This is a genomic window from Actinokineospora alba (assembly GCF_004362515.1).
In the GTDB taxonomy this organism is placed as follows: Bacteria; Actinomycetota; Actinomycetes; order Mycobacteriales; family Pseudonocardiaceae; genus Actinokineospora; species Actinokineospora alba.
Genome location: NZ_SNXU01000001.1, coordinates 5354213 through 5373955, shown reverse-complemented (window position 1 = coordinate 5373955; position 19743 = coordinate 5354213). Strand labels below are relative to the sequence as shown.

At 66.6% G+C, this 19743-nt stretch carries 18 protein-coding genes; 11 read left to right on the top strand and 7 right to left on the bottom strand.

Going from position 1 to position 19743, the window contains the following annotated elements:
* The first annotated feature begins 6 nt into the window (after window positions 1–6).
* The gene (gene pntB / locus C8E96_RS24665) at window positions 7–1425 is read left to right on the top strand and encodes a Re/Si-specific NAD(P)(+) transhydrogenase subunit beta (RefSeq protein ID WP_091368698.1); all 1419 of its coding nucleotides are present in this window, start codon (window positions 7–9) and stop codon (window positions 1423–1425) included.
* A gap of 75 nt (window positions 1426–1500) precedes the next feature.
* On the opposite strand, the gene C8E96_RS24660 is transcribed toward pntB, so the two are convergent.
* Entirely contained in the window at window positions 1501–2550 is a 1050-nt protein-coding gene (locus C8E96_RS24660) for a putative adhesin (RefSeq protein ID WP_091368696.1), read from the bottom strand.
* A gap of 101 nt (window positions 2551–2651) precedes the next feature.
* Between C8E96_RS24660 and C8E96_RS24655 the strand changes: the two genes are divergently transcribed.
* From C8E96_RS24655 to C8E96_RS24620, 8 genes are all read left to right on the top strand, one after another.
* Entirely contained in the window at window positions 2652–4025 is a 1374-nt protein-coding gene (locus tag C8E96_RS24655; protein ID WP_133794753.1) for a Vps62-related protein, read from the top strand.
* A gap of 91 nt (window positions 4026–4116) precedes the next feature.
* Window positions 4117–5262 carry an ROK family transcriptional regulator gene (locus tag C8E96_RS24650; RefSeq protein ID WP_091368691.1) on the top strand — a complete coding sequence of 382 codons (1146 nt, stop codon included), beginning with the start codon at window positions 4117–4119 and terminating at the stop codon, window positions 5260–5262.
* Between the two features lie 159 nt (window positions 5263–5421).
* Window positions 5422–6609 (top strand): Gfo/Idh/MocA family protein, encoded by a 1188-nt coding sequence (locus C8E96_RS24645; RefSeq protein ID WP_228769594.1) that lies wholly within the window; start codon window positions 5422–5424, stop codon window positions 6607–6609.
* An 8-nt stretch (window positions 6610–6617) separates the two neighbouring features.
* The gene (locus C8E96_RS24640) at window positions 6618–7916 is read left to right on the top strand and encodes an ABC transporter substrate-binding protein (RefSeq protein WP_091368684.1); all 1299 of its coding nucleotides are present in this window, start codon (window positions 6618–6620) and stop codon (window positions 7914–7916) included.
* Entirely contained in the window at window positions 7913–8869 is a 957-nt protein-coding gene (locus tag C8E96_RS24635; RefSeq protein ID WP_091368682.1) for a carbohydrate ABC transporter permease, read from the top strand. The genes C8E96_RS24640 and C8E96_RS24635 overlap by 4 nt, the downstream gene beginning before the upstream one ends.
* Window positions 8862–9692: a carbohydrate ABC transporter permease gene (locus tag C8E96_RS24630; RefSeq protein WP_091368679.1), complete on the top strand. Its 831-nt coding sequence runs from the start codon at window positions 8862–8864 to the stop codon at window positions 9690–9692. Before C8E96_RS24635 ends, C8E96_RS24630 begins: the two co-directional genes overlap by 8 nt.
* A gap of 50 nt (window positions 9693–9742) precedes the next feature.
* On the top strand, window positions 9743–10306 hold the full coding sequence (locus C8E96_RS24625) for a dihydrofolate reductase family protein (protein WP_091368676.1): 564 nt from the start codon (window positions 9743–9745) through the stop codon (window positions 10304–10306).
* A gap of 83 nt (window positions 10307–10389) precedes the next feature.
* A complete protein-coding gene (locus tag C8E96_RS24620; RefSeq protein ID WP_091368674.1) occupies window positions 10390–11043 on the top strand; it encodes a GNAT family N-acetyltransferase in 654 nt (217 codons plus the stop codon).
* Here the strand turns inward: C8E96_RS24620 and C8E96_RS24615 are convergent.
* Entirely contained in the window at window positions 11022–12023 is a 1002-nt protein-coding gene (locus C8E96_RS24615; protein ID WP_133794750.1) for a hypothetical protein, read from the bottom strand. The two genes, C8E96_RS24620 and C8E96_RS24615, sit on opposite strands and share 22 nt — an antisense overlap.
* A 14-nt stretch (window positions 12024–12037) precedes the next feature.
* Entirely contained in the window at window positions 12038–12436 is a 399-nt protein-coding gene (locus tag C8E96_RS24610; protein ID WP_091368668.1) for a PAAR domain-containing protein, read from the bottom strand.
* Between the two features lie 234 nt (window positions 12437–12670).
* On the opposite strand from C8E96_RS24610, the gene C8E96_RS33530 reads away from it, so the two are divergent.
* Together C8E96_RS33530 and C8E96_RS24605 are read left to right on the top strand one after the other, a co-directional pair.
* The gene (locus C8E96_RS33530; RefSeq protein WP_166658103.1) at window positions 12671–12829 is read left to right on the top strand and encodes a hypothetical protein; all 159 of its coding nucleotides are present in this window, start codon (window positions 12671–12673) and stop codon (window positions 12827–12829) included.
* A 38-nt stretch (window positions 12830–12867) separates the two neighbouring features.
* The gene (locus C8E96_RS24605; protein ID WP_133794748.1) at window positions 12868–14940 is read left to right on the top strand and encodes a hypothetical protein; all 2073 of its coding nucleotides are present in this window, start codon (window positions 12868–12870) and stop codon (window positions 14938–14940) included.
* Between the two features lie 14 nt (window positions 14941–14954).
* On the opposite strand, the gene C8E96_RS24600 is transcribed toward C8E96_RS24605, so the two are convergent.
* The 4 genes from C8E96_RS24600 to C8E96_RS24585 form a co-directional block, all read right to left on the bottom strand.
* The gene (locus C8E96_RS24600; protein WP_091368662.1) at window positions 14955–15791 is read right to left on the bottom strand and encodes a hypothetical protein; all 837 of its coding nucleotides are present in this window, start codon (window positions 15789–15791) and stop codon (window positions 14955–14957) included.
* Window positions 15792–15835: 44 nt separating this feature from the next.
* Entirely contained in the window at window positions 15836–16534 is a 699-nt protein-coding gene (locus tag C8E96_RS24595; protein WP_091368660.1) for a response regulator transcription factor, read from the bottom strand.
* A 117-nt stretch (window positions 16535–16651) separates the two neighbouring features.
* Window positions 16652–17851 (bottom strand): lytic transglycosylase domain-containing protein, encoded by a 1200-nt coding sequence (locus C8E96_RS24590; protein WP_133794746.1) that lies wholly within the window; start codon window positions 17849–17851, stop codon window positions 16652–16654.
* Between the two features lie 35 nt (window positions 17852–17886).
* Complete coding sequence (locus C8E96_RS24585; RefSeq protein ID WP_133794744.1) at window positions 17887–19299, bottom strand: hypothetical protein; 1413 nt, start codon at window positions 19297–19299, stop codon at window positions 17887–17889.
* Window positions 19300–19743: the final 444 nt, after the last annotated feature.

Here is a 19743-nt window from a genome sequence, read left to right as displayed (position 1 = left end):
TGACAGATGACCATCGAGATCTCCGCGCAGGCCGCGTACATCGTCGCCGCCCTGCTCTTCATCCTGGCCTTGGCCGGGCTGTCCAAGCACGAGACCGCCAAGGCGGGCAACGCGTTCGGCATGGCGGGCATGGTGGTCGCGCTCGCGGCCACGATCGCGCTCGCCGCCGACCGCGGCATCGAGGCCATCGGTCTTGGCCTGCTGATCGGCGCGACGCTGATCGGAGCGGCCATCGGGCTCTACCGGGCCCGCAAGGTCGAGATGACCGGGATGCCCGAGCTGATCGCCCTGCTGCACAGTTTCGTCGGTCTGGCCGCGGTGCTGGTCGGCTGGAACGGCTACCTGCACGTCGAGCACCACCCCGAGGGCCCGGAGGCCGCGGCGCTGGCCGCGGTGGACACTCTGGGCATTCACCACGCCGAGGTGTTCATCGGTGTCTTCATCGGCGCGGTGACCCTCACCGGCTCGATCGTGGCGTACCTCAAGCTGTCCGCCCGCATCAAGTCCAACCCGCTCATGCTGCCCGGCAAGAACTTCCTCAATCTGGGCGCGCTGCTCGTGTTCGCCGGCCTGACCGTCTGGTTCGTGATCGACCCGCAGTTGTGGCTGCTCGTCACGGTCACCGTGGTCGCCCTGTTGCTCGGCTGGCACCTGGTGGCCTCCATCGGCGGCGGCGACATGCCGGTCGTGGTGTCGATGCTGAACAGCTACTCCGGCTGGGCCGCGGCGGCGTCGGGCTTCCTGCTCGAGAACGACCTGCTGATCATCACCGGCGCGCTCGTCGGCTCCTCGGGTGCGTACCTGTCCTACATCATGTGCCGCGCGATGAACCGGTCGTTCATCTCGGTGATCGCGGGCGGCTTCGGGATCGAGGCGGGTCCGGCCGAGGACAAGGACTACGGCGAGTACCGGGAGATCACCGCGCAGGGCGTCGCCGAGATGCTGTCGTCGGCCGACACCGTGATCATCACCCCCGGCTATGGCATGGCCGTGGCGCAGGCGCAGTACGGCGTGGCGGAGCTGACCCGCAAACTGCGCGACAAGGGCGTCGACGTCCGGTTCGGCATCCACCCCGTCGCGGGCCGGCTGCCCGGGCACATGAACGTGCTCTTGGCCGAGGCCAAGGTGCCCTACGACATCGTGCTCGAGATGGACGAGATCAACGACGACTTCGACGCCACCGCGGTCGTCCTCGTCATCGGCGCCAACGACACGGTCAACCCGTCGGCGGCCGACGACCCGGCCAGCCCGATCGCCGGGATGCCGGTGCTCAAGGTCTGGGAGGCCGACAACGTGATCGTGTTCAAGCGGTCCATGGCCTCGGGTTACGCCGGGGTGCAGAACCCGCTGTTCTTCCGTGAGAACTCGGCGATGCTGTTCGGCGACGCCAAGGACCGGGTCGACGACATCCTCGTGTCTCTCTAAGGCGAGTTTCTCTCTAGGCAAGACCGGCTGATGGACGAAGCCGCACCCGTTCGGCGGGTGCGGCTTCGTCCATGATCAGGGTGCGTGGAGGGCGTTGTCGGCGAGGTATTTGGTCAACGCCACCTCGGTCTTGGCCACCGCCAGGGCCTGCGGTTCGAGCTTGCGCAGCAGTCCCAGGAGTCGGTCACCGCGCAGGCCGTAGCCGAACAGCTCGCAGGCGTTGAACCCGGCGGCCCAGTGCGTGACGTCCTCATTCACCATCCACCGCGCTTGCTCATAGGCCGACAGGTCCTGCCACCAGACGACCTTGTCGTTGAACGGCAGAGGCAGGAACGTCGCGATGTCGTGGGCGTCGGACGGGTCTGGGTGCAGCCCGGTTCGGACGGCGGCGCGGTGCTCCGGGTAGTCGCGCATCAGCCGGATCTTGACCGCGGTGGACGCGGGAGCGGCGGCCTTCGCGGGGTCGCCCGCCGCCGCGACCGCCGCGCGGGCGGCCCGGCAGTCGTCCCACTCGCGCACCTCGTCATCGGAAGCGATCAACCGGAGCCGCTCGTTCGGGGCCAGCCCCGCCCACATCGCGTCCTGCTGAGCGTTGGTCAGCCCGACGAACGTCTGCACCCAGTCGACCAGCGCCTGGTGCACCGACCGGTCCCGCTCGCCGTGTGGGGCCATCAGGTCGAAGGTGGGTTCCAGATTCGCCCGCGTGTCGTACCGGCAGGAGAAGATCATCAGGTAGTTCCACCGCGCCTTCGCGGCGCGGCCGAACACGCCGTCGCAGGTGTGCGGGCCGTCCTTGGGACAGCCCTTGACGTCCGCGCACAGCATCAAGGTGTTGGGTGTCTCCGCGGATCCGACGACGATCTGCGGCGCGGCGTACTGGTTGAGCGCGGTGATCGCCCGCCGCTCGTGGTCCTTGAAGGGCTCGTATTTGTAGTTGGGCACTGCCAGGCCAGGCTTCGCGACGTGCATGGGGATCCTGGGGTTGTCGTGTTTGAGCAACTCGAGGAGGTTGACCATCACCATCGACGTCCCCTCGTCGGCGAAGAAGTGCACCGTCAACCCGGCGGGCACCACGACCGTCTCCGGCCCGCCGAACGACCCATGCCCGATCACAACGCCCACCATCGCGGTCCTCCACCTGGGTAGCTGTCCCGACCGTTGATCATCGCCTGCCGCCCGCCCGGCGTAACGGGTGCAGCCAGGTGGGGCTCGGCTACGTTGATCGCATGCGGAGGATGTCGGCGCTCGGGGTCGCGGTTGTCATGTTGGCCGGTTGCGGGCCCGCCGACCCGGCACCCACCACGACGGCGCCGACCACGCCAAGCACGCCGAAAAGCACTGTGCCGCACGCGGAAGCGGCGGCGCGGCTGGCGCCGGTGATGTGGCTGGCCGAAGGCGAGGAGAACGGGCCCGCTGACGCGACCACCCACCTCGGTGACGCCGCCCTGAAGTGGGCACACGACGACGGCTGCGGCGACGACGACATCGCCGACCCGCCGGACCCCGGGAAGCTCCGGCATCTCACCTCGCCCTACGAGCACCAAGGCAAGGGTGGCCCGCCCGGCTGCGAGCACGGCGGCCCCACCTACCAGTCGACCGACGACACCCGGCCGCACGGCACGGTGCTCGGCGCCGAGGGGTTCTACCTCGACGGCGACGACGACAAGCGGGGCGGTGTCGGCGCGGCCGCCCCGGTGTACTGGCAGTACATCGAGAACAAGGAGAAGACCAAGTTCGGCTACGTGTACTGGATGTTCTATCCCTACAACAACGCCAGGAACGTTCCGAGCGAGATCCCGATCGTCGGCCCCGGCTCCGTCTTGGCGGGCATCGACTACGACCACGAAGGCGACTGGGAGCGCGTCACCGTGCTCACCGACAAGTCCGACACCCCGCAGGGCGTCACCTTCAACGGCCACGGACACCAGTGCAGGCTCGACTGGGATGAGGTGGAGAAGTCCGACGGCAGGCCGACGGCGTTCTCCGCCAAGGGAACCCACGCCTCGTACCCGACCGTCGGCTACTTCGGCAAGATCTACGACGTGACCGGCGAGGGCGAACGCTGGGACGCCGCCGCGCGCCTGCGGCCGATCGAGACCGAGCCGTGGTGGGGGTACGCGGGCGGCTGGGGCTCGGTCGGCAGGCCGGGCCTGTGGGCCGCCGATCGCACCGGACCGGCGGGGCCCCGGCCCAGCCGCGGACCCGGCGACCCGTGGAACGCGGTGCCCTGTGACGAGGGCGAGCCGCGGGTGGGCGAGGTCGTCGACGAGAGTCTCGTCGGGACCTGGCGGTCCACCACCGCGGTCGACCAGCCGAGCACGTCCAAGGTCTACAACGCGGTGATCACCCTGCGCGCCGGCGCGGTCGGCACCGTGGTCGGCGAATCCTCCTACCCCGAACTCGCGTGTTCCGGGCCGCTGCGCCTGATCGAGGCGGGCCCGGAGCGGGCGGTGCTCGCCGAGGCAATCGACAAGGACCCAGGCAGCACCTGCATCAAGGCGGGTGAGGTCACGCTGAGCGTGGTCGACGGCGGGCTGCGCTACGCCTACCAGGAAAAGGGCGGCCGGGTCACCGCGACCGCCCTGCTCGCCAAGCAGTAGGCGCGCTCACCTGGTGTCGAAGCGCGACCAGTCAGGTCCATCGGCAATAAGCTCGGAGCCGGAACCGTTGGACGAGGTTGGGGGCCGTTGGATGCTGAGGGCGACGACACCGAGGGGGCGCTGCCTGGAGGGGCTGCGCGACGCGCGGGTCGCGACCATCCGGGAGCTGGCCGCGCGCACCGGGCTGTCCCGGCCCACGGTCGAGGCGCTGATCGGTGACTTCGAGGCCGAGGGCTTGGTGGACACCGACGTCACGCCCGCGCCGCCCAGCTCCGGCGGCGGCAGGCCCGCCCGGCGGTACCGCTTCCGAGCCGAGCGCCACCACGTCGTCGGGCTGGATCTGTCCGACGTCCGCCAGCGGGTGGCGATCGCCAACCTGGCAGGCGACATCGTGCACACCGACCTCGACGGGCCTGCCAGCCCGCGCACGGGCACCGCGGACCTCACTGCCCTGCGCGACCATGTCGCGCGGGCGTTCGAGGCGGCCCGGCTCCCCCTCAGGACGCTGGCGGGGCTCACCGTTGCCGTGCCCGGCATCGTCGGCGGCGACGGCAGGCTCTCGCACTCCCCCGCCGTGCGGGAGTGGCAGGACGTTGACATGGCGAGTCGGCTGACCGAGCTGTTCGGCTGCCCGGTCACGGTGGAGAACGACCTCGTGCTCGCCGCGGGCGCCGAAGCCACGCTCGGCGCCTCCCAGTTCGCCGACACGAGCCTGTACCTGCTCACCTGGTTCCACGTCTCCGCCCGGCTCGTCATCGGTGGGCGGGTGCACGTCGGCCGCCACCACCAGGCGGGAGAACTGCTGGCACTGCGGGTTCTCGCCGGGCCGGTGCGCGGTGACGAGGGGCCGTGGACGCACGTCGAGGCGGCGGACGCGCGGCTCGCGGCCGGTGGGCCGGACGGGCTCCAACTCGCCGAGGAGCTGACCGACCGGATGGCTCTCGCGGTCGGCGGTCTGCTCGCCGCCGTCGACCCGGACCTCGTCGTGCTAGGTGGACGGCTCGGCCGCTACGCCGACCTGCTCGTGCCCATGTTGCGTCCCAAGGTCGCCGCGCAGCTCAACCTGTCCTTCGAGTACCCCATCGTCGGGCACGCGCTCGGCGAGCTCGACGTGTCGCTCGGCGGCGTCCTGCGGTCCTTCGACACCGTGGGCGCGGCGCTGTTGCGCAGCCCCGACGTCAGCACTCCGGCGATCAGCCCGCGCCCGGTTCCGTCGCCTGAGCGCACCCACGCGTGATTGGGAAACCCACCTGCCTAACCGCGCCATATTAGGTAACAGTTAGATAACCCACCGGGCTAGGCCTTGTGTTGACCAGGCATCTCCGGCAATTCTCGTCATCCATCAGTAAGAAAAGCCATTTTCACTACTGACCGGATGTCACACGGAGACCGCCTGATGAACGACCTGACCATCGCCGTCATCGGAGTGGGTGCGCGAGCACCCATCGCCGAGCACGCGGTCGCCGCGGGGGCCACCCTGGTCGCCGCGGTCGACCCGGACGACCGGGCCGCGGACCGCGCGGCGCGCTGGTTCGGCGAGGTGCCCGTGTACCGGGACATCCCGGAACTGCTGCGGGCATGCCCCGACCTGGACGCCGCGATCGTCACCAGCCCCGACCACACCCACGCCGAGGTGAGCGAGCAACTGCTCAGCGCGGGAGTCGCGGTGTATCTGGAGAAGCCGCTGGCGACCACCATCGAGGACGCCGACCGCGTGCTCGCCGCCGCGCACGCCTCGGGCGCCAAGCTCTACATCGGACACAACATGCGGCACATGCACGTCGTGCGGCTGATGCGGGAGATCATCGCCCGCGGCGACATCGGCGAGGTGACCTCGATCTGGTGCAGGCACTTCGTCGGCCACGGCGGCGACTTCTACTTCAAGGACTGGCACGCCGAACGCGCGAAGACGACGTCACTGCTGCTGCAGAAGGGCGCGCACGACATCGACGTGATCCACTGGCTGGCCGGTGGCGTCACCCGCCAGGTCGTCGCGATGGGCGACCTGACGGTCTACGGCCGCGTCGACTCGCGCCGGGACAACGGCGACCGCACCATGCGCGACTGGTTCTCCCTGGACAACTGGCCGCCGCTGGCCCAGACCGACCTCAACGAGACCATCGACGTCGAGGACCTGTCCATGGTCCTCATGCGACTGGACAACGGGGTGCTGGCCAGCTATCAGCAGTGCCACTACACCCCGGACTACTGGCGCAACTACACCGTCATCGGCACCGAGGGCCGGATCGAGAACTTCGGCGACAGCGCGGGCGGCGTGGTGCGGGTGTGGAACAAGCGCACCGGCTACCGCCCCGAAGGCGACCAGTCCTACCCGATCGTCGGCGACGACGGCGGGCACGGCGACGCCGACGAGCTGACGATGACCGAGTTCCTGCGGTTCGTCCGCGAAGGCACGCCGACCGACACCGACCCGGTCTCCGCGCGCGAGGCCATCGCCGCCGGGGTCGCCGCGACCCGGTCCCTGCGCACTGGCTCGACACCGCAGAACGTGCCCCCGGTCGCACCGGAGATCGCCACCTACTTCGCCACGCACCAACCCGCCCCTCCCCTGCCCCACCACTAGGAGCACAGATGAAGAAGCACTTAGCCGTGCTGTCCGCCCTCGTCGCCGCGTCGGTCGCCCTGGCCGGATGCGGCGGCGGCTCCGGCGGCGACAGCGGCGCCGCCGCGCAGCCCGCCAATCCCGCCGACCTCAAGGCGGAGATCTCCTACGGGGTGTGGGGCGAGAACATCGCCGGGGCCGCCCAGCAGGTGGTCGCCGACTTCAACAAGACCTACCCGCACGTCAAGGTCAACGTCCAGGTGACGCCGTACAAGGAGTACTGGACCAAGCTGCAGACCCAGGCCGGGTCCAAGACCACGCCCGACGTGTTCTGGATGAACGGGCCGAACTTCCAGCTCTACGCCGCCAACAAGAAGCTGGCCCCGATCACCGGCCTGGTGGACGGCAAGAAGATCGACCCGGCGCAGTACCCGAAGGCGCTGGACACGCTCTACACCTACGAGGGCGTCCGCTACGGCGTGCCGAAGGACTACGACACCATCGCGGTGTTCTACAACAAGAAGCTGTTCGCGGAGGCCGGTGTCGCGGAGCCGAAGTCCGACTGGACGGTCGAGCAGTTCGTCCAGGCCGCGAAGGACATCCGCGCGAAGCTGAAGGCGAAGGACGTCTTCGGTGTGACCGCGGCACTCGTCGACGGCGGGCAGCAGACCTACTACGACACCATCGCCGCCGCGGGCGGGGAAGTCATCTCCGCCGACGGCAAGAAGTCCGGTTTCGACACCCCGGAGGCCATCCGCGGCCTGCAGGTGTGGGCGGACCTGATCGCCGCCGACGCCATGCCGTCGCTGTCGCAGGACGCCGACACCCCGGCGCTGAGCCGCTTCACCAGCGGCCGGGCCGCCATGTTCTGGACCGGCTCCTGGGACACCAAGCTCCTCGCCGAGAGCCCGATCGCCGCGGACGTGGCGGTCGCGCCGCTGCCGCGGGACAAGCGGCAGGCCACCGTCATCCACGGGTTGGCGAACGTGATCAGCGCCGACACCAAGAACCAGGCCGCCGCGGAGGCGTTCCTGACCTACCTGTCCTCGCAGGAGGCCGCGGTCACCCTCAGCAAGCTCAGCGGCGTGATCTCGGCGTACAAGGGCACCCAGGAGTCCTTCCTCAAGGTGCTTCCCGGCGCCGACCTGAAGGTCTTCCTCGACGGGGCCGAGAACTACGCGGTGCCCTACCCGGTGAGCAAGAACTCCTCGGCCTGGGGCAAGTTCGAGGTCGACCTGCTGCCCGACGCGTTCTCCGGCGCCAAGCCGGTCGGCGAGGTGGCCAAGGCGATGGCGGACGCGATGAACAAGGCGCTGGAGAAGGAATGACGGCGTCCACGACGGCGCCCGGGGCGGGGATCATCACCCCCGCCCCGGGTCCCCCGGCCCGGCCGCGCAAGAAGAAGGCGCACACCGGCCACGGGGCGTGGCCGGTACTGTTCGTCGGGCCGCTGGTGTTGGGCATCGCGGTGTTCTACCTGTGGCCGATCGTCCGCACGGCCTACTTCAGCTTCACCGAGTGGGGTGTGTTCGGCGGGTCCACGTGGGTCGGCCTCGAGAACTACGAGCGGCTGCTCTCCGACCCGGAGCTGGGCCGTGCCGCGCTCAACACGCTCATCTACACCGGGGTCGTGGTGCTCGGCGTGCCCATCGGGCTGGTCCTGGCCGCCTTGCTGAACCGTCCCGGACTGCGCGGCGCGACCCTGTACCGGACGCTGTTCTTCCTGCCGTACGTGGCCATGCCGGTCGCCGTCGCGCAGGTGTGGAAGATCATCTACAACGGTGACTACGGCGTCCTCAACTGGGCGCTCGGCCTGGTCGGGATCGAAGGCACCTACTGGGTGTCGACACCGGGCTGGTCGCTGATCGCCACCGCTGTCCTGGGATTGTGGCTGTCCCTCGGGTTCAACATCATCATCCTGTCGGCGGCGCTGAAGAACGTTCCCCGCGACCTGTACGAGGCGGCCGCCTTGGACGGTGCGTCGCCCATGCGGCAATTCCTGTCCATCACGATCCCGATGGTCGGCCGGTCGGTGTTCTTCCTGACCGTCGTGACGGTGATCGCGGGCCTGCAGCTGTTCGACCTGCTCTACACGCTCGTCGGCACGGCGAACCCGGTGATGCGGGACACGAAGTCACTGGTCTACCTGTTCTGGGAGGCCTCTTTCCCGGACAACGAGAAGGGCTACGGCGCCGCGATCGCGATCGCCATCCTGGTGATCACCGCCTGCGTCACCGCCGTCCAGTTCCTCCTGCAACGCAAGTGGGTGCACGATGTCTGAGCCCGCCGCCATCAACCGCGGCCGAACCTGGCCCACCCACGTGGTCCTCTCGGTCGGCGCGGCGACCATGGTGTTCCCGTTCGCGTGGCAGATCATCCTGAGCCTGTCCACGCAGAGCGAGGCGACGAGCGCGACCCCGACGTTCCCGGCCGCGCCCAATTTGGACAACTACGCGCTCGTCTTCGAGCGGTTGCCGTTCCTGTCCCAGTTCTGGGTGTCCGTGCTGATCACCGTGCTCCGCACCGTCGCCCAACTGGTCCTGTGCTCGATGGCGGGCTACGCGTTCGCCCGGATGCGGTTCCGCGGCCGCGACGCGCTGCTCGCGGTGACGTTGTCGGTCCTCATGGTGCCCAGCCAGGTCTACCTGATCCCGCAGTACGAGATCGTCGAGTCGATGCAGTGGCTGAACACGGTGCAGGGCGTGGTCGCCCCCGGCTTGTTCAGCGCGTTCGGCACGTTCCTGATGCGCCAGTTCTTCGCGTCGCTGCCCATCGAACTGGAGGAAGCGGCCCGCCTCGACGGCTGCAACCCGTTCCAGGTGTTCTGGCGGGTGATGCTGCCGCTCACCCGGCCCGGGCTCGTCGCACTGGCCATCATCACCGTGCTGTGGTCGTGGAACGACCTCCTGTGGCCCCTCGTCGTCACCACCGACGGCACGAGGATGCCGCTGTCGGTCGGCCTGGCGTCGCTGCAGGGTGAGCGCAGCACCCAGATCCCGCTGGTGATGGCGGCGAGCCTGCTGGCGATGGCGCCCATCCTGGTCCTGTTCATCACCCTGCAGCGCCGGGTCATCGAGGGAATCGCGCACACCGGTCTGAAGTAGCACCCACTACCCGGATCGCGCACCAGCCCGACTCGAGGAAAGCTGGCAGCATGCGGAAACTGGTCTACGGCATGAACGTGACCCTGGACGGCTACATCGCCGCGCCCGGTGACGACATCGGTTGGAGCGGGCCGAGCGACGAGCTGTTCCAGTGGTGGCTCGACCAGGAGCGGGCGAGCGGCCTGACGCTGTACGGGCGCAAGCTCTGGGAGACGATGAGCTCCTACTGGCCGACCGGCGACCAGCAGCCCGAAGCGACCCCGGCGGAGATGGAGTTCGCGCGGAACTGGCGGGACACGCCGAAGGTGGTGTTCTCCTCGACGATCGACAGTGTCGACTGGAACACCCGCCTGGTCACTGGCGACGCGGTCACCGAGATCACCCGGCTCAAGGCCGAGGACGGCGCCCCGATGAGCATCGGCGGCGCCACGCTCGCAGGCGCCGCCATGCGGGCCGGGCTGATCGATGAGTACCTGCTGGCCGCCCACCCGGTGATGGTGGGCGGCGGCACGCCGTTCTTCACCGCGCTCGACAGCTGGGTGAACCTGAACCTGGTGGAGACGCGGAGGTTCCCCGGCGGCGTGGTGCTGACCAGGTACGAGAAGAGGCGCTGAGTTCCGACTCCAGCGGGTGAGGATGTCCGAATGATTGCCCGCTCGGGCACGAAGATGACCTCAATCGGAGAACATAGTGGGCCATGGTCAAATCATCCACCGGTCTGGACGATTTTACTATCGTCCCCGAGAATAGTGGTTCCGCTATCCCGCTTGACTTTCACGAGTGTGGTCGCGTCCGGGTTCGACCCCTGAAGGAAGGTGACCGGGAGCAATTCTTGGACGCCGCCCGCAGCAGTGCGAGCCTCACCGCACCATGGAGTTATGTCATGTGCGATGACCGCGACTTCTGGAACATCCTCGCCCAAGTCGAATTGGGACTGGAAACGGCATTCATATCCGTCGATCGCGACGATCGCGGTATCGCGGGGAAATTCACCGTGTACAACGTGCTACGAGGTTCGTCGCAATCCGCCATGTTGGGATACAACGCATTCCTACCGTACGCGGGAACCGGTCGGACATGGGAAGCCCTGGTCCTCATCGTCGACACGTGTTTCGCGGCCGCACCCCATGGGCTGGAGTTGCACCGTCTTGAGATCAACTGCGAGCCGGAGAACGCTCGTTCGATCGCCTTGGCGCGACGACTCGGCTTTCGGCATGAGGGCAGGTCCCCGCGGTTCCAACTGCTGAACGGGCGCTGGCGCGACTGTGAGAAGTTCGCTCTGACCGCCGAGGAGTGGGTTCCGCTGCGTTGCTGTCGGCCGGTAACCAGTCAAGATCCAGATCCGAGGTAGTTCTTGCTCGTTGAGACAATCGTTTCGACGGTGTGCCGGAACTCTCTCAGATAGATCTGGTCCAGCGCTTTGTACGACGCGCTCGCGTAGATGTCCGACTCGGTCTGAGTTCTGGTCCGTGCACACAGGTCGTCATAGTGACCACGCAGCGCCGGGAAGCGTTCGTCGAGAAAGAGCCCGAACAGCTCGCCCCACGCGTCGACCGGCGGGCCAAGCGAACGCCGGAGGTTCCAGTGCTCGAACCCAGGCTTCGAGCCTGCGGCAATCGCCTTCTTGACGACGGCGAGCGGATAGGTGTGCCGCAGCTTCTCGCTCGTGGCGCGTCGGAGTTGGTACCAAAGCTCCTCGTCCCCGAGCCGGCGGCCCTGCGCCTGGCTGCGAGGCTCGTCGATCGCGGATGGCACGAGCGGCGTGCTGAGCGGACTGATGCCACTGGCTGCCCGATGGCGCCGCGGCTGCTCGGGACTCGCAGGCACGTTCTCGTCACCCGGGACCACCGAGCGATCCGTCGCGGCACGAAGGTCCTGCGCGCACCTTGGCCAGTTCTGGCCCAACCTTGCGATCACTGCCTTATCGGTCGCATCCAGAACGATGATTTTCTTGATATACGCGTAGCCGATAAGCTCATTCCAGCTCTTCTCGGGACATGAATCCCAGAATGCCGCAAGCTTCTCCACCGTCCTGCGTGACTCCGCGGAAATGGTGCTGGTTCCCGCGGTCCGGCCGTTGACGACCTGCTCGACAGCAGCGCGCGCCCGATTCATGAAGGTCGCCAGGTCTGGTGGGTTGTTCAACGCCGCCAACAGCGACTTGCAGCTGGTGTCACTCGCGATCCAGGTGTCCTGCCGATGCAGATCGTCGACGAGCGTTTGCCAACTCCAGTTTTCGTGTCGCTGCCAGCGTTGCGCCAGCAGCGAGTTCACGTTCGTGAGGAGTTCTCGCACTTGCTGTTCATCGCTTCCCGCCGATGACGCTTCCATCGATCCGCTCCTATTCAATCGCCAACCATCACGGTGCACGCGGGCACGACCACTGTTCCAGTCGGCGCGGGCGCGGGATCATTGCAGGTCAAGACTTTGTCGCCGGCCCGTGCGGCTGCTTTTCCACCGACGATCACCGTCTTGCTGCCCACCATCACAGTGCCTTGGTTGGTCGGTGGTGTTTGGAATGTGCCGCCGGTCGGCACATGCGGCGGGGTGTTGACCGCCACGCTTCCCACTACCGCCGCCGGTTTCCCACAGATCAAGACCGTCGGGACGCAGCCAGTGGTGATAATCCCGTTGAACGGCATCGACGTCGGCTTCGGCGCGGTGCCACTTCCTGCGGGGACCATGACGACGTGAATATCCGTGCCGCGGACTTGGTCACCCAGTTTGGCGGCCGGCTTGCTCATGTCCTTGTGGCCGTCTCGGTGTTGTCGCCGATCATGGTCTGCCTCCTTCCCGCACTGATGGCAGCGTCAGCCTGGAAGCGTTGGGAAACAAGGTGTGCTTCGGCCACGAGATCGAGCAACGGCTGTTGCCTACTGGGGCATCGTCGGTGGCGCGATGGTGTGCGCGTTGTCTTCACCATGACAGCTGGTTCGAGCTCAGACTCGCCGCAGGCTGATGACCCTGGAGACACTGACATGAGCGACTCTGACGACACAGCGGCCGAGTATCCGGCTCCCGCAGCGACTGCCGCGGAATTCCGTGAGCTGGGCGAGGACGAGACCCGGAAACTATTCACCAGCGACGATCCCACCGTGCTCGCGGCTCTACACGAGTGGATCGCGCAGCAGAGCTGAGTTCCTGCGCCCTCGTTGGCGAGGATAGGAGGACAGTCGTGACAAAGACGTGGGAACTCTCCACCGCTAACTACATCACCGGGTATACCTCGGCAGCCCCGGACAACCCCACGTCCGTCGGGTCGGGCCTGGGGAGGGTTGCGGTGCTGAATTTCAGTTGGGCGAAGTCGTTCAACCTACCGGCCGGGGAAATCAAGGGACTCGGCGTGCGGTTCGGCCCGACAAGCCTCCAGGTGGAGCTGCCGTTCCGGATCGTCTACAGCTACGGCGAGATGATTGACGCTCGCCGCTTCAAACATGTCAGCGACTTGCTGGTGAGCTGGGATGCCGATCGACAGCCGACGGTCCCGGCAGGCGTGACGTGTGACGGCAGGATCGTCGCGAATTCGGGCTGGGACGAAGAACACCGGACCTACGTGGTGAGCCTCAACTATTGGTGGTACGCCGTCGGGTACGGGCAGCAGCACGAGACGGCAGGCTACATCAACCTCTATCCCAATGGCAGCGTGTTGGCGACGGGAGACGTCGTGGGCCCATTGTCCGCGGTCGTGCCCAAACTCGGAACGTATCTCGACGAAGAGGCAAGCGAGATTCCAGCCAAGGAGGTGCGCCGCGAACGTCATCGCGCGCTCCGGCTCGAACCAGAAACGGTGGCGGCGGCCCTCGCGCGCGAAGGCGAGGTGCTGTACCTCGACGACGATCGTGCGCCCGGCGAGAGAGTCGGCGGCGCCCACGTGGATGACATCGAGAAGGTGCAGAAACGCAAGGAAAAGCAGCTTGACCACCGGCGAGCCGAGCACGCGGTCCGCCCGGCCCCGTCGGCCGAAGACCTGCTCGACAAGCAGAGGGTCCCCTGGCGGTTCGACGTCGAGAAAAACGCCTGGTTCATGGCGGAACTCGAGGTTGAGTTCCCGACCGCGGCCAGGTCGATCAGGAACTACAACCGGCTCGCGGGGAGGTACGCCGAAAAGTTCGCCGACAGTGATCTGAAGATGATGGTGAGACTGCTCGAGGGCCTGGCAAGAACCCTGCAGTCCGGCGGAGACCGAGTGGCGACTCTCGGCGCCGCCAATACTCAGCTGTTGGAACTCCTCACCGGGCGCCGCGACAAAGGGAAAGACAAACCGGGCGAAGGCGAGGGCGAGGGCGAAACCAAGAATGCGGAAAGAGGATGGCGCCCGGAGGATTTCCTGGCCGGCGACAACCCCCTCGTGCTGACTCTGCCCGAAGGCATCGACCTCTGGCCGGGCGCCGAAGGTGTCGACAGTTTCCTTGACAAATTGCAAGAGTACAATCGAATGGCACGCAGGAACTGGGATCTATTCGACCCTCAAGCTCAGCGTCGCATGGGCAGCGCAGGCAAGGAGCTGAGCGATGAGGCCATGAATCGCCTGCGCGGCGAAGCACGAAGCATGTTGACATCGCAGCTCAGGTTTACCAGAGGCTCCACAAGGAACTGGGTGCACAAGGACGTGTTTGGCGCGGCGGTTGTCGAGGTGCTGAACCAGTTGGGTGATGGCAAGCCGAGCAAGCCGCTGGACAGCGAGTTCACCATTGTGTTCATCCTGTACGCCGGAGGGGATGTCCAGCGAAGATTCCACACATTCGACGACCTTCGCGACGCCTTCCAGCGCGCGGAAATCGCCATCCCCGGGGTGATCGACCAGCTGCGCAAGGTGATGGCGAGACCGAAAGAGCTCGTCCAGGTGCGGGTCGGCAACGTCGTTGGTGACGCGATCTTCGGCAGCGACCTGCAGTCGATAGTGCTCACGCTTGACGCTACCTACGACGAGTCGACCAGTTCGAAAGTTCTCGAGGTGCTCACGGAAAGTCGGGGGGTCTGCTTCTACATGTTTGACCGTGGAGTTGTGCTCCTGTCGGCCACCAGGGAGTTCGGCGAGTACGACGGCACTGTGATCAAGTTGCTGAAGTTCGCCGGCTGGCAAACCGGTGAAATAAGGCGCGTCACTCGATGGTGGCCGAACAAGGACTATTTTGCGATCACGCCGGATCCTGGCAGCAATCGCGACACATTCGACAAGGTCGCTAAGTTCATCACGAGTCAGGAACAGTTCCGGGACCGCGAAATCAAACCAGGTGAACCCCACTAGGTCGGACTTTCACGTCAGCTGTCGATTATGGAGATGAACGCGGTGGCAGCGTGCGCGTATTCGGACGTTCGAGCCCTGCGTGCGTCCGCGTACCGCCTCGCGACGAGGAGCATCCGGTCAAACGCGTTGTGGGTCTCACCGACCAGGTGAGCGATCTGGGAACGAGCGTCGTCAATGAGCTGGGCGCGGGTGATGGAGTGGAGAACCCTTGAGGGCGTGGCGGTCATGAGATAGACGCAGTCGATCACCTCGTGATGCGACAAGCGCTGGACGGCTGGGACGAGGGATTCCACAGCGTTCTCGAAAACGCGGTTGTCCTCCAACGTGCGAGTAAAGGTCGCGTCCACCGCCGCGGTGAAGCTCTGGTACGCGGCGGTAAGGGTCGCCAGCTGATCAGGACTCCCGGATAACGCCTTGAACGCCGAGAACATAGCCTGCGACACCCGACGTCGGGCGACTCGGGCAAGGGTCTCCAGCTTTGCCGTCTCAGCGGTCGACACCAACAGGTTCTGCGCTCCGCCGACAGATGACCGATCGCCGATGTCCATATGCCGCACGATGTCGGCGACGGAATCACACGCGAGGTCCGCGGCCGCGGTGAGGTGGCCCGCCACCTCACTGGGCGTGTCTGCTTGTGGCCCTCCCAGACTGTAGAGCCGGGCTGCCCAGGCGATTTTCCTGGCGACAACCACCGCGTCCACATAGGACTCGACCAAACTGGCGTCAGGATCTCGGAACTCGCATTCGATCATCAGGGCTCGCATGGTCGTCTGCCAAGCCGTATTGCCATCCTGTTGCGCGGCATCCCACTCCCTGACCGCACAGAGCAGCTCGCCTAGCTGCGTGAGCATCTTTTCCTCTCGTCACACCGTACGGGCACGGTCATCCGTCCACGTCAACTCGGCAAGCGCGAACCACAGGACACCAGGTCACCTGAGCGGGAATCGCCTGGAACGAACCGCTCGAAGCGGTAACCGAAGCCACGCACACTTCGGATCACCTCTGGTTCGCCCAGCTTGCGGCGCAGCGTCATCACGGTCTGCCGAACCCGCCAAGGGCCCAAGTGCCGGGTTCGCCGCTTCAACTGTTCGACGCTGAGCACGGCGCCATTCGCACGCATCAGCGCGATCAACAACGCGAACTCCTTCTTCGCCAGCGGAATGACCCTGCCCTCCCTGCGGACTTCATGGTTCTTGGATTCCACGACGAGGTCGGCCCGCTCGACCCGGTCGGCCGTGCGACGAACGGCGGCCCGAACGCGGGCGACAAGCTCCGGCGCGGGACACGGGATAGTGAGGAAACCGTCGACGTCGAGCCTGCCAAGCCGGGCGATCTGCTCATCGGTATGTGGCTGGACGACGAGCGCGAGCAACTGGGCGAACGGATCCGTTACCCGCAACTGGCCGCACAAGTCGTGAAGGTGTCCACGTGGAACAGCCGGATTCAGGATGACGACCTGGTATGGGTCGACCGCCAGCGCGGCGATGGCTTCTTTGCCGCTCGACGCGACGGTGAGAAGAGAGGCGTGTCGGGCCAGCACGCCGACCACCCAGTCGGACAAGTACTGATTTTCTTCAATCAGGAGCACTCGCATCAGGCGGCACGCCTGATCCGCGCTGTCACCTTGTGGTTTGGTCGTGCGATCACGATATTCCTATATCTTCCGAGCGGACGCTGACAATCTGGGTAGGTTCTCCGGTCTCCACCCGCGTCAGCACTCCACGATGAGGCCCAGGATCGTGCAGATCAGCGGGGGTTCCCGAGGCTGTGGCTCGGCGCTGGGACTGGAAGTCGAGGCCGTGGGCCCCGGCTCGGTGCCACAGGTGGCAGGAGCGTCGTCGCCCGCGGGCGGGCAGGACGTGGGCGCCGGTGATGGCGTCACCGGAGCTACGGTGGTACGTGGCCCGGCGGGCGGAGTCGTCGTCGCGGTCGAAGGCGACCCGACCCGCGTCGAGGTGGTGCTGATTCGCGCACTCGCGGCATCAGGCCGCACCGGCGACGGTGGCGGTAGTGCCAGGGCCGGGCGAGCCTCCGGGGCCGCGGACGGCGGAGGCTGATCGACCAGGTCGACGGAGCCGCTTCGGTAGAACTCGGCGAGGCGCAGGACCAGGTTCACGTACTCGCGCGAGTGGTTGTACCGAAAGACGGCTCGGGCTCGTTCCTCCCCTATCCGGAGATTTCCCCCACCAGCACACAGGTAGCGACCCGCCGCGAGGGCCGCGTCGAAAATGTTGTCCGGGTTTCCGGTCGGGAACACCGCACGCCAAGTACCCGGTATGAACTGCATCGGGCCCACGGCTCGGTCGAACATCGTGTCGCCGTCGAGCGCGCCGCGATCGGTGTCCGCGATATAGGCCACGCCGGGCGTTCCGTCGAGCGGCACACCGCGGATGGGTCGTGTGGTCGTGCCGTCGGGACGAAGGCGAGCGCCGCCGTACTGCCCGTGGTTGCTCTCCACCCGACCGATCGCCGCGATCAGGCTCCACTCGATCCCGCAGGACGGTCGCTGAACGGCGAGACTGCTCTCCGCCCTGAGGTACGCGCTGAAGGCGACGGGCGGTAGCTGGCCGCTCGCGAGTCTGGAACCGCCCGCGCCGGAGATGGCCTCCCGACCCGACTCCGACTCAGGAGTCACGTCGGCCACCGCAATGACATCGCCGCGCGCTTCCCGCCACGGAGGGATGAGAACGACGATGCGGTCTTCGACGCGCGGGGCGAGGTCATCCGACAGGCCGGGTCCCGGTCTCGCGGTGACCCCGAGGTCGGTGCCGTTGGATCCGGACGCGTTCGACGCCGTCGCGACGGAAATGATCATGAATGCGGTCATCAGCACCGCGGAGTGGCGTGTCATCGCTTCCGCGCGCTTGAGCGCCTCGTCGAACTCATGGCACCTCGCTCGCCGCTTGCCCATCCACATCCAGGATCACCTCCGACACGCGCTGCCTTCTAGCTTCGTTTCACCGTGAAGTAGTGCTTCGACCGCGCGTCGGCAGCGGTCAGCGCGGTCGACTGGGTGTTCAGCGTGAGGTAGCCGTCGACCTCGTCACCCGAGTCGTCAAGCAGCAGCTTCGTCGCCGTCCAAAGGATTTCCACGGTCTGCAGGCTCGCCGACTCGATCAGGTTGGTTTCGAAGTCCACCGCGAGTGACTTGAGGAACTGGGATCGCTTGTGGACTGTCGGCGCGGCAAACGCCACTTGCAGGTTCGTCAGGCCGAAGTAGGGTTCGTCGCTCGTGGCGTACAGCCAGCGCTCGATGGCGGGAATCCAGTACCTGGACTGCTGGAAGGACACTGTGCAGGTGAGGTCGATCAACCGGTACCGGGACAACGCGGCGATGTCGTTCCAGCTGCTCCGAGCGCGCCCGTGCCGCAGGTAGCGCAGGGTGTGGTCGACCTGGATGCCTGCCACGTCCTTGCGGACCGCTCTTAGCCTCTCGCCGGTCACCAGGTTCACCCACATCACGTCGGGCGAATCGAGTCTGGCCGCGGAGGAAACCCGTATGCCGTCGACGTCGAATCCGACGGGCCCACGACCGCCCCGATTCCTGAACACCGGACTCGGATCCAGAACCACCTCCTTCAGCACGGCTTTCTGGAGTTTCGCCGCGGGGTCTTTCCATCGAGAGAGATCGAGCTGCCCGCCGGGTCGAGAGCCGTGAGCGTTGCCCTTGGTCCTGCGCTTCGGTGGCACAGGGGGGCCCTGTCGTGTCTGTTGCGTCGCAGGCGGATGAGGCCTGGGCGCCGAAACGACACGAGCCGGGACACCCACTTTGTCCTTGCCCTTGTCCCTCCCTGTTTCCTGTCGCCGTTCGGGCGGCACCGGCCGATGCGCGGGAATGCCCCTGGCAGGAACCTGGGCGGGCGGCTGCGGTGCCGGTCGGCGCGGCGGGCGTGGCGGCGGCGAAGGCGTGACTACGGCCTGGATCAAGGCCTCGGTCCGCTCCGCGAGATCGCGCGGAGCGGCAGCGGCACCCGATTGGGCCCGGAAGAGACGCAGAAAAGTCGCGTGATCCCCCGAGGCCCAAACCATCTTTCTGCCCGCCAAGGCATCGTCGAGTGTCGGGGAGTGGTGCGCCCGATCCCCACAGAATTCGACATACGCCGTGCGCAGGTCGCCACCGACTGTCATCAGCTTGGCCTTGAGCCACTCGTCCAACACCAGTGTGCCCTGCTCGTAGCTCCAAGCTGACTTGATCTCGGGCGAGGTCAGCGTGGTCAGGAAATCCGCCAGGAGCCCGGTTTGGTGCGCTCGAAGTATGTTCTTCCAGTTGTCCAGCAGCGACCCGGCGTCCCGGCGCAAGTTCGCCCTTCTGGCGTCGTCTCGCTGCTCGGAACGTTCGGCTTCACTCGTCGGGTTCATCCTGCCTGCCCATCATGGCGATCCCATTGTGCGGAGCCGCCCTCGCGTGGAATACGGACATGACGCCGTGCGGCCAGATTATCGGCGGGGAAGCCGGTTTCCCGGAGGCGAGCAGGTAAGCGATCAGGCAATGCGCTGCCGCCGTCGTCGAATCGAGAGTGCCCGAAAGTCTGCCCAATTCTCGATCGCGCGGGATGACCGCGTCCGAACGCGATCACCAATGCCCTTCGGGGAGGTGCGGGTGCTCGAACTCTTGGCCGGACAACACCTTGTCGCCGGGTTCTCCGAGGCTGATTGTCCTGTCACCGAGGGAAACCGACGCCCGGCGACGTCATCGTCGAGGTGGCCCGCGGATCATGAGGAGGGGTGGTGGATACGTTTCCGCTCAGTGGCAGGCGAGGTCGTGTCGTAGGCGCGGTCCTCGTACTCACAGCGGTCGTTCCC

Excerpts from the sequence above, each read along its gene's own strand:
- pntB (WP_091368698.1), top strand. The coding sequence starts at position 7 with ATGACCATCGAGATCTCCGCGCAGGCCGCGTACATCGTCGCCGCCCTG.
- C8E96_RS24660 (WP_091368696.1), bottom strand. The coding sequence starts at position 2,550 with ATGGTGGGCGTTGTGATCGGGCATGGGTCGTTCGGCGGGCCGGAGACG.
- C8E96_RS24655 (WP_133794753.1), top strand. The coding sequence starts at position 2,652 with ATGCGGAGGATGTCGGCGCTCGGGGTCGCGGTTGTCATGTTGGCCGGT.
- C8E96_RS24650 (WP_091368691.1), top strand. The coding sequence starts at position 4,117 with ATGCTGAGGGCGACGACACCGAGGGGGCGCTGCCTGGAGGGGCTGCGC.
- C8E96_RS24645 (WP_228769594.1), top strand. The coding sequence starts at position 5,422 with ATGAACGACCTGACCATCGCCGTCATCGGAGTGGGTGCGCGAGCACCC.
- C8E96_RS24640 (WP_091368684.1), top strand. The coding sequence starts at position 6,618 with ATGAAGAAGCACTTAGCCGTGCTGTCCGCCCTCGTCGCCGCGTCGGTC.
- C8E96_RS24635 (WP_091368682.1), top strand. The coding sequence starts at position 7,913 with ATGACGGCGTCCACGACGGCGCCCGGGGCGGGGATCATCACCCCCGCC.
- C8E96_RS24630 (WP_091368679.1), top strand. The coding sequence starts at position 8,862 with ATGTCTGAGCCCGCCGCCATCAACCGCGGCCGAACCTGGCCCACCCAC.
- C8E96_RS24625 (WP_091368676.1), top strand. The coding sequence starts at position 9,743 with ATGCGGAAACTGGTCTACGGCATGAACGTGACCCTGGACGGCTACATC.
- C8E96_RS24620 (WP_091368674.1), top strand. The coding sequence starts at position 10,390 with ATGGTCAAATCATCCACCGGTCTGGACGATTTTACTATCGTCCCCGAG.
- C8E96_RS24615 (WP_133794750.1), bottom strand. The coding sequence starts at position 12,023 with ATGGAAGCGTCATCGGCGGGAAGCGATGAACAGCAAGTGCGAGAACTC.
- C8E96_RS24610 (WP_091368668.1), bottom strand. The coding sequence starts at position 12,436 with ATGAGCAAGCCGGCCGCCAAACTGGGTGACCAAGTCCGCGGCACGGAT.
- C8E96_RS33530 (WP_166658103.1), top strand. The coding sequence starts at position 12,671 with ATGAGCGACTCTGACGACACAGCGGCCGAGTATCCGGCTCCCGCAGCG.
- C8E96_RS24600 (WP_091368662.1), bottom strand. The coding sequence starts at position 15,791 with ATGCTCACGCAGCTAGGCGAGCTGCTCTGTGCGGTCAGGGAGTGGGAT.
- C8E96_RS24595 (WP_091368660.1), bottom strand. The coding sequence starts at position 16,534 with ATGCGAGTGCTCCTGATTGAAGAAAATCAGTACTTGTCCGACTGGGTG.
- C8E96_RS24590 (WP_133794746.1), bottom strand. The coding sequence starts at position 17,851 with ATGGGCAAGCGGCGAGCGAGGTGCCATGAGTTCGACGAGGCGCTCAAG.
- C8E96_RS24585 (WP_133794744.1), bottom strand. The coding sequence starts at position 19,299 with ATGAACCCGACGAGTGAAGCCGAACGTTCCGAGCAGCGAGACGACGCC.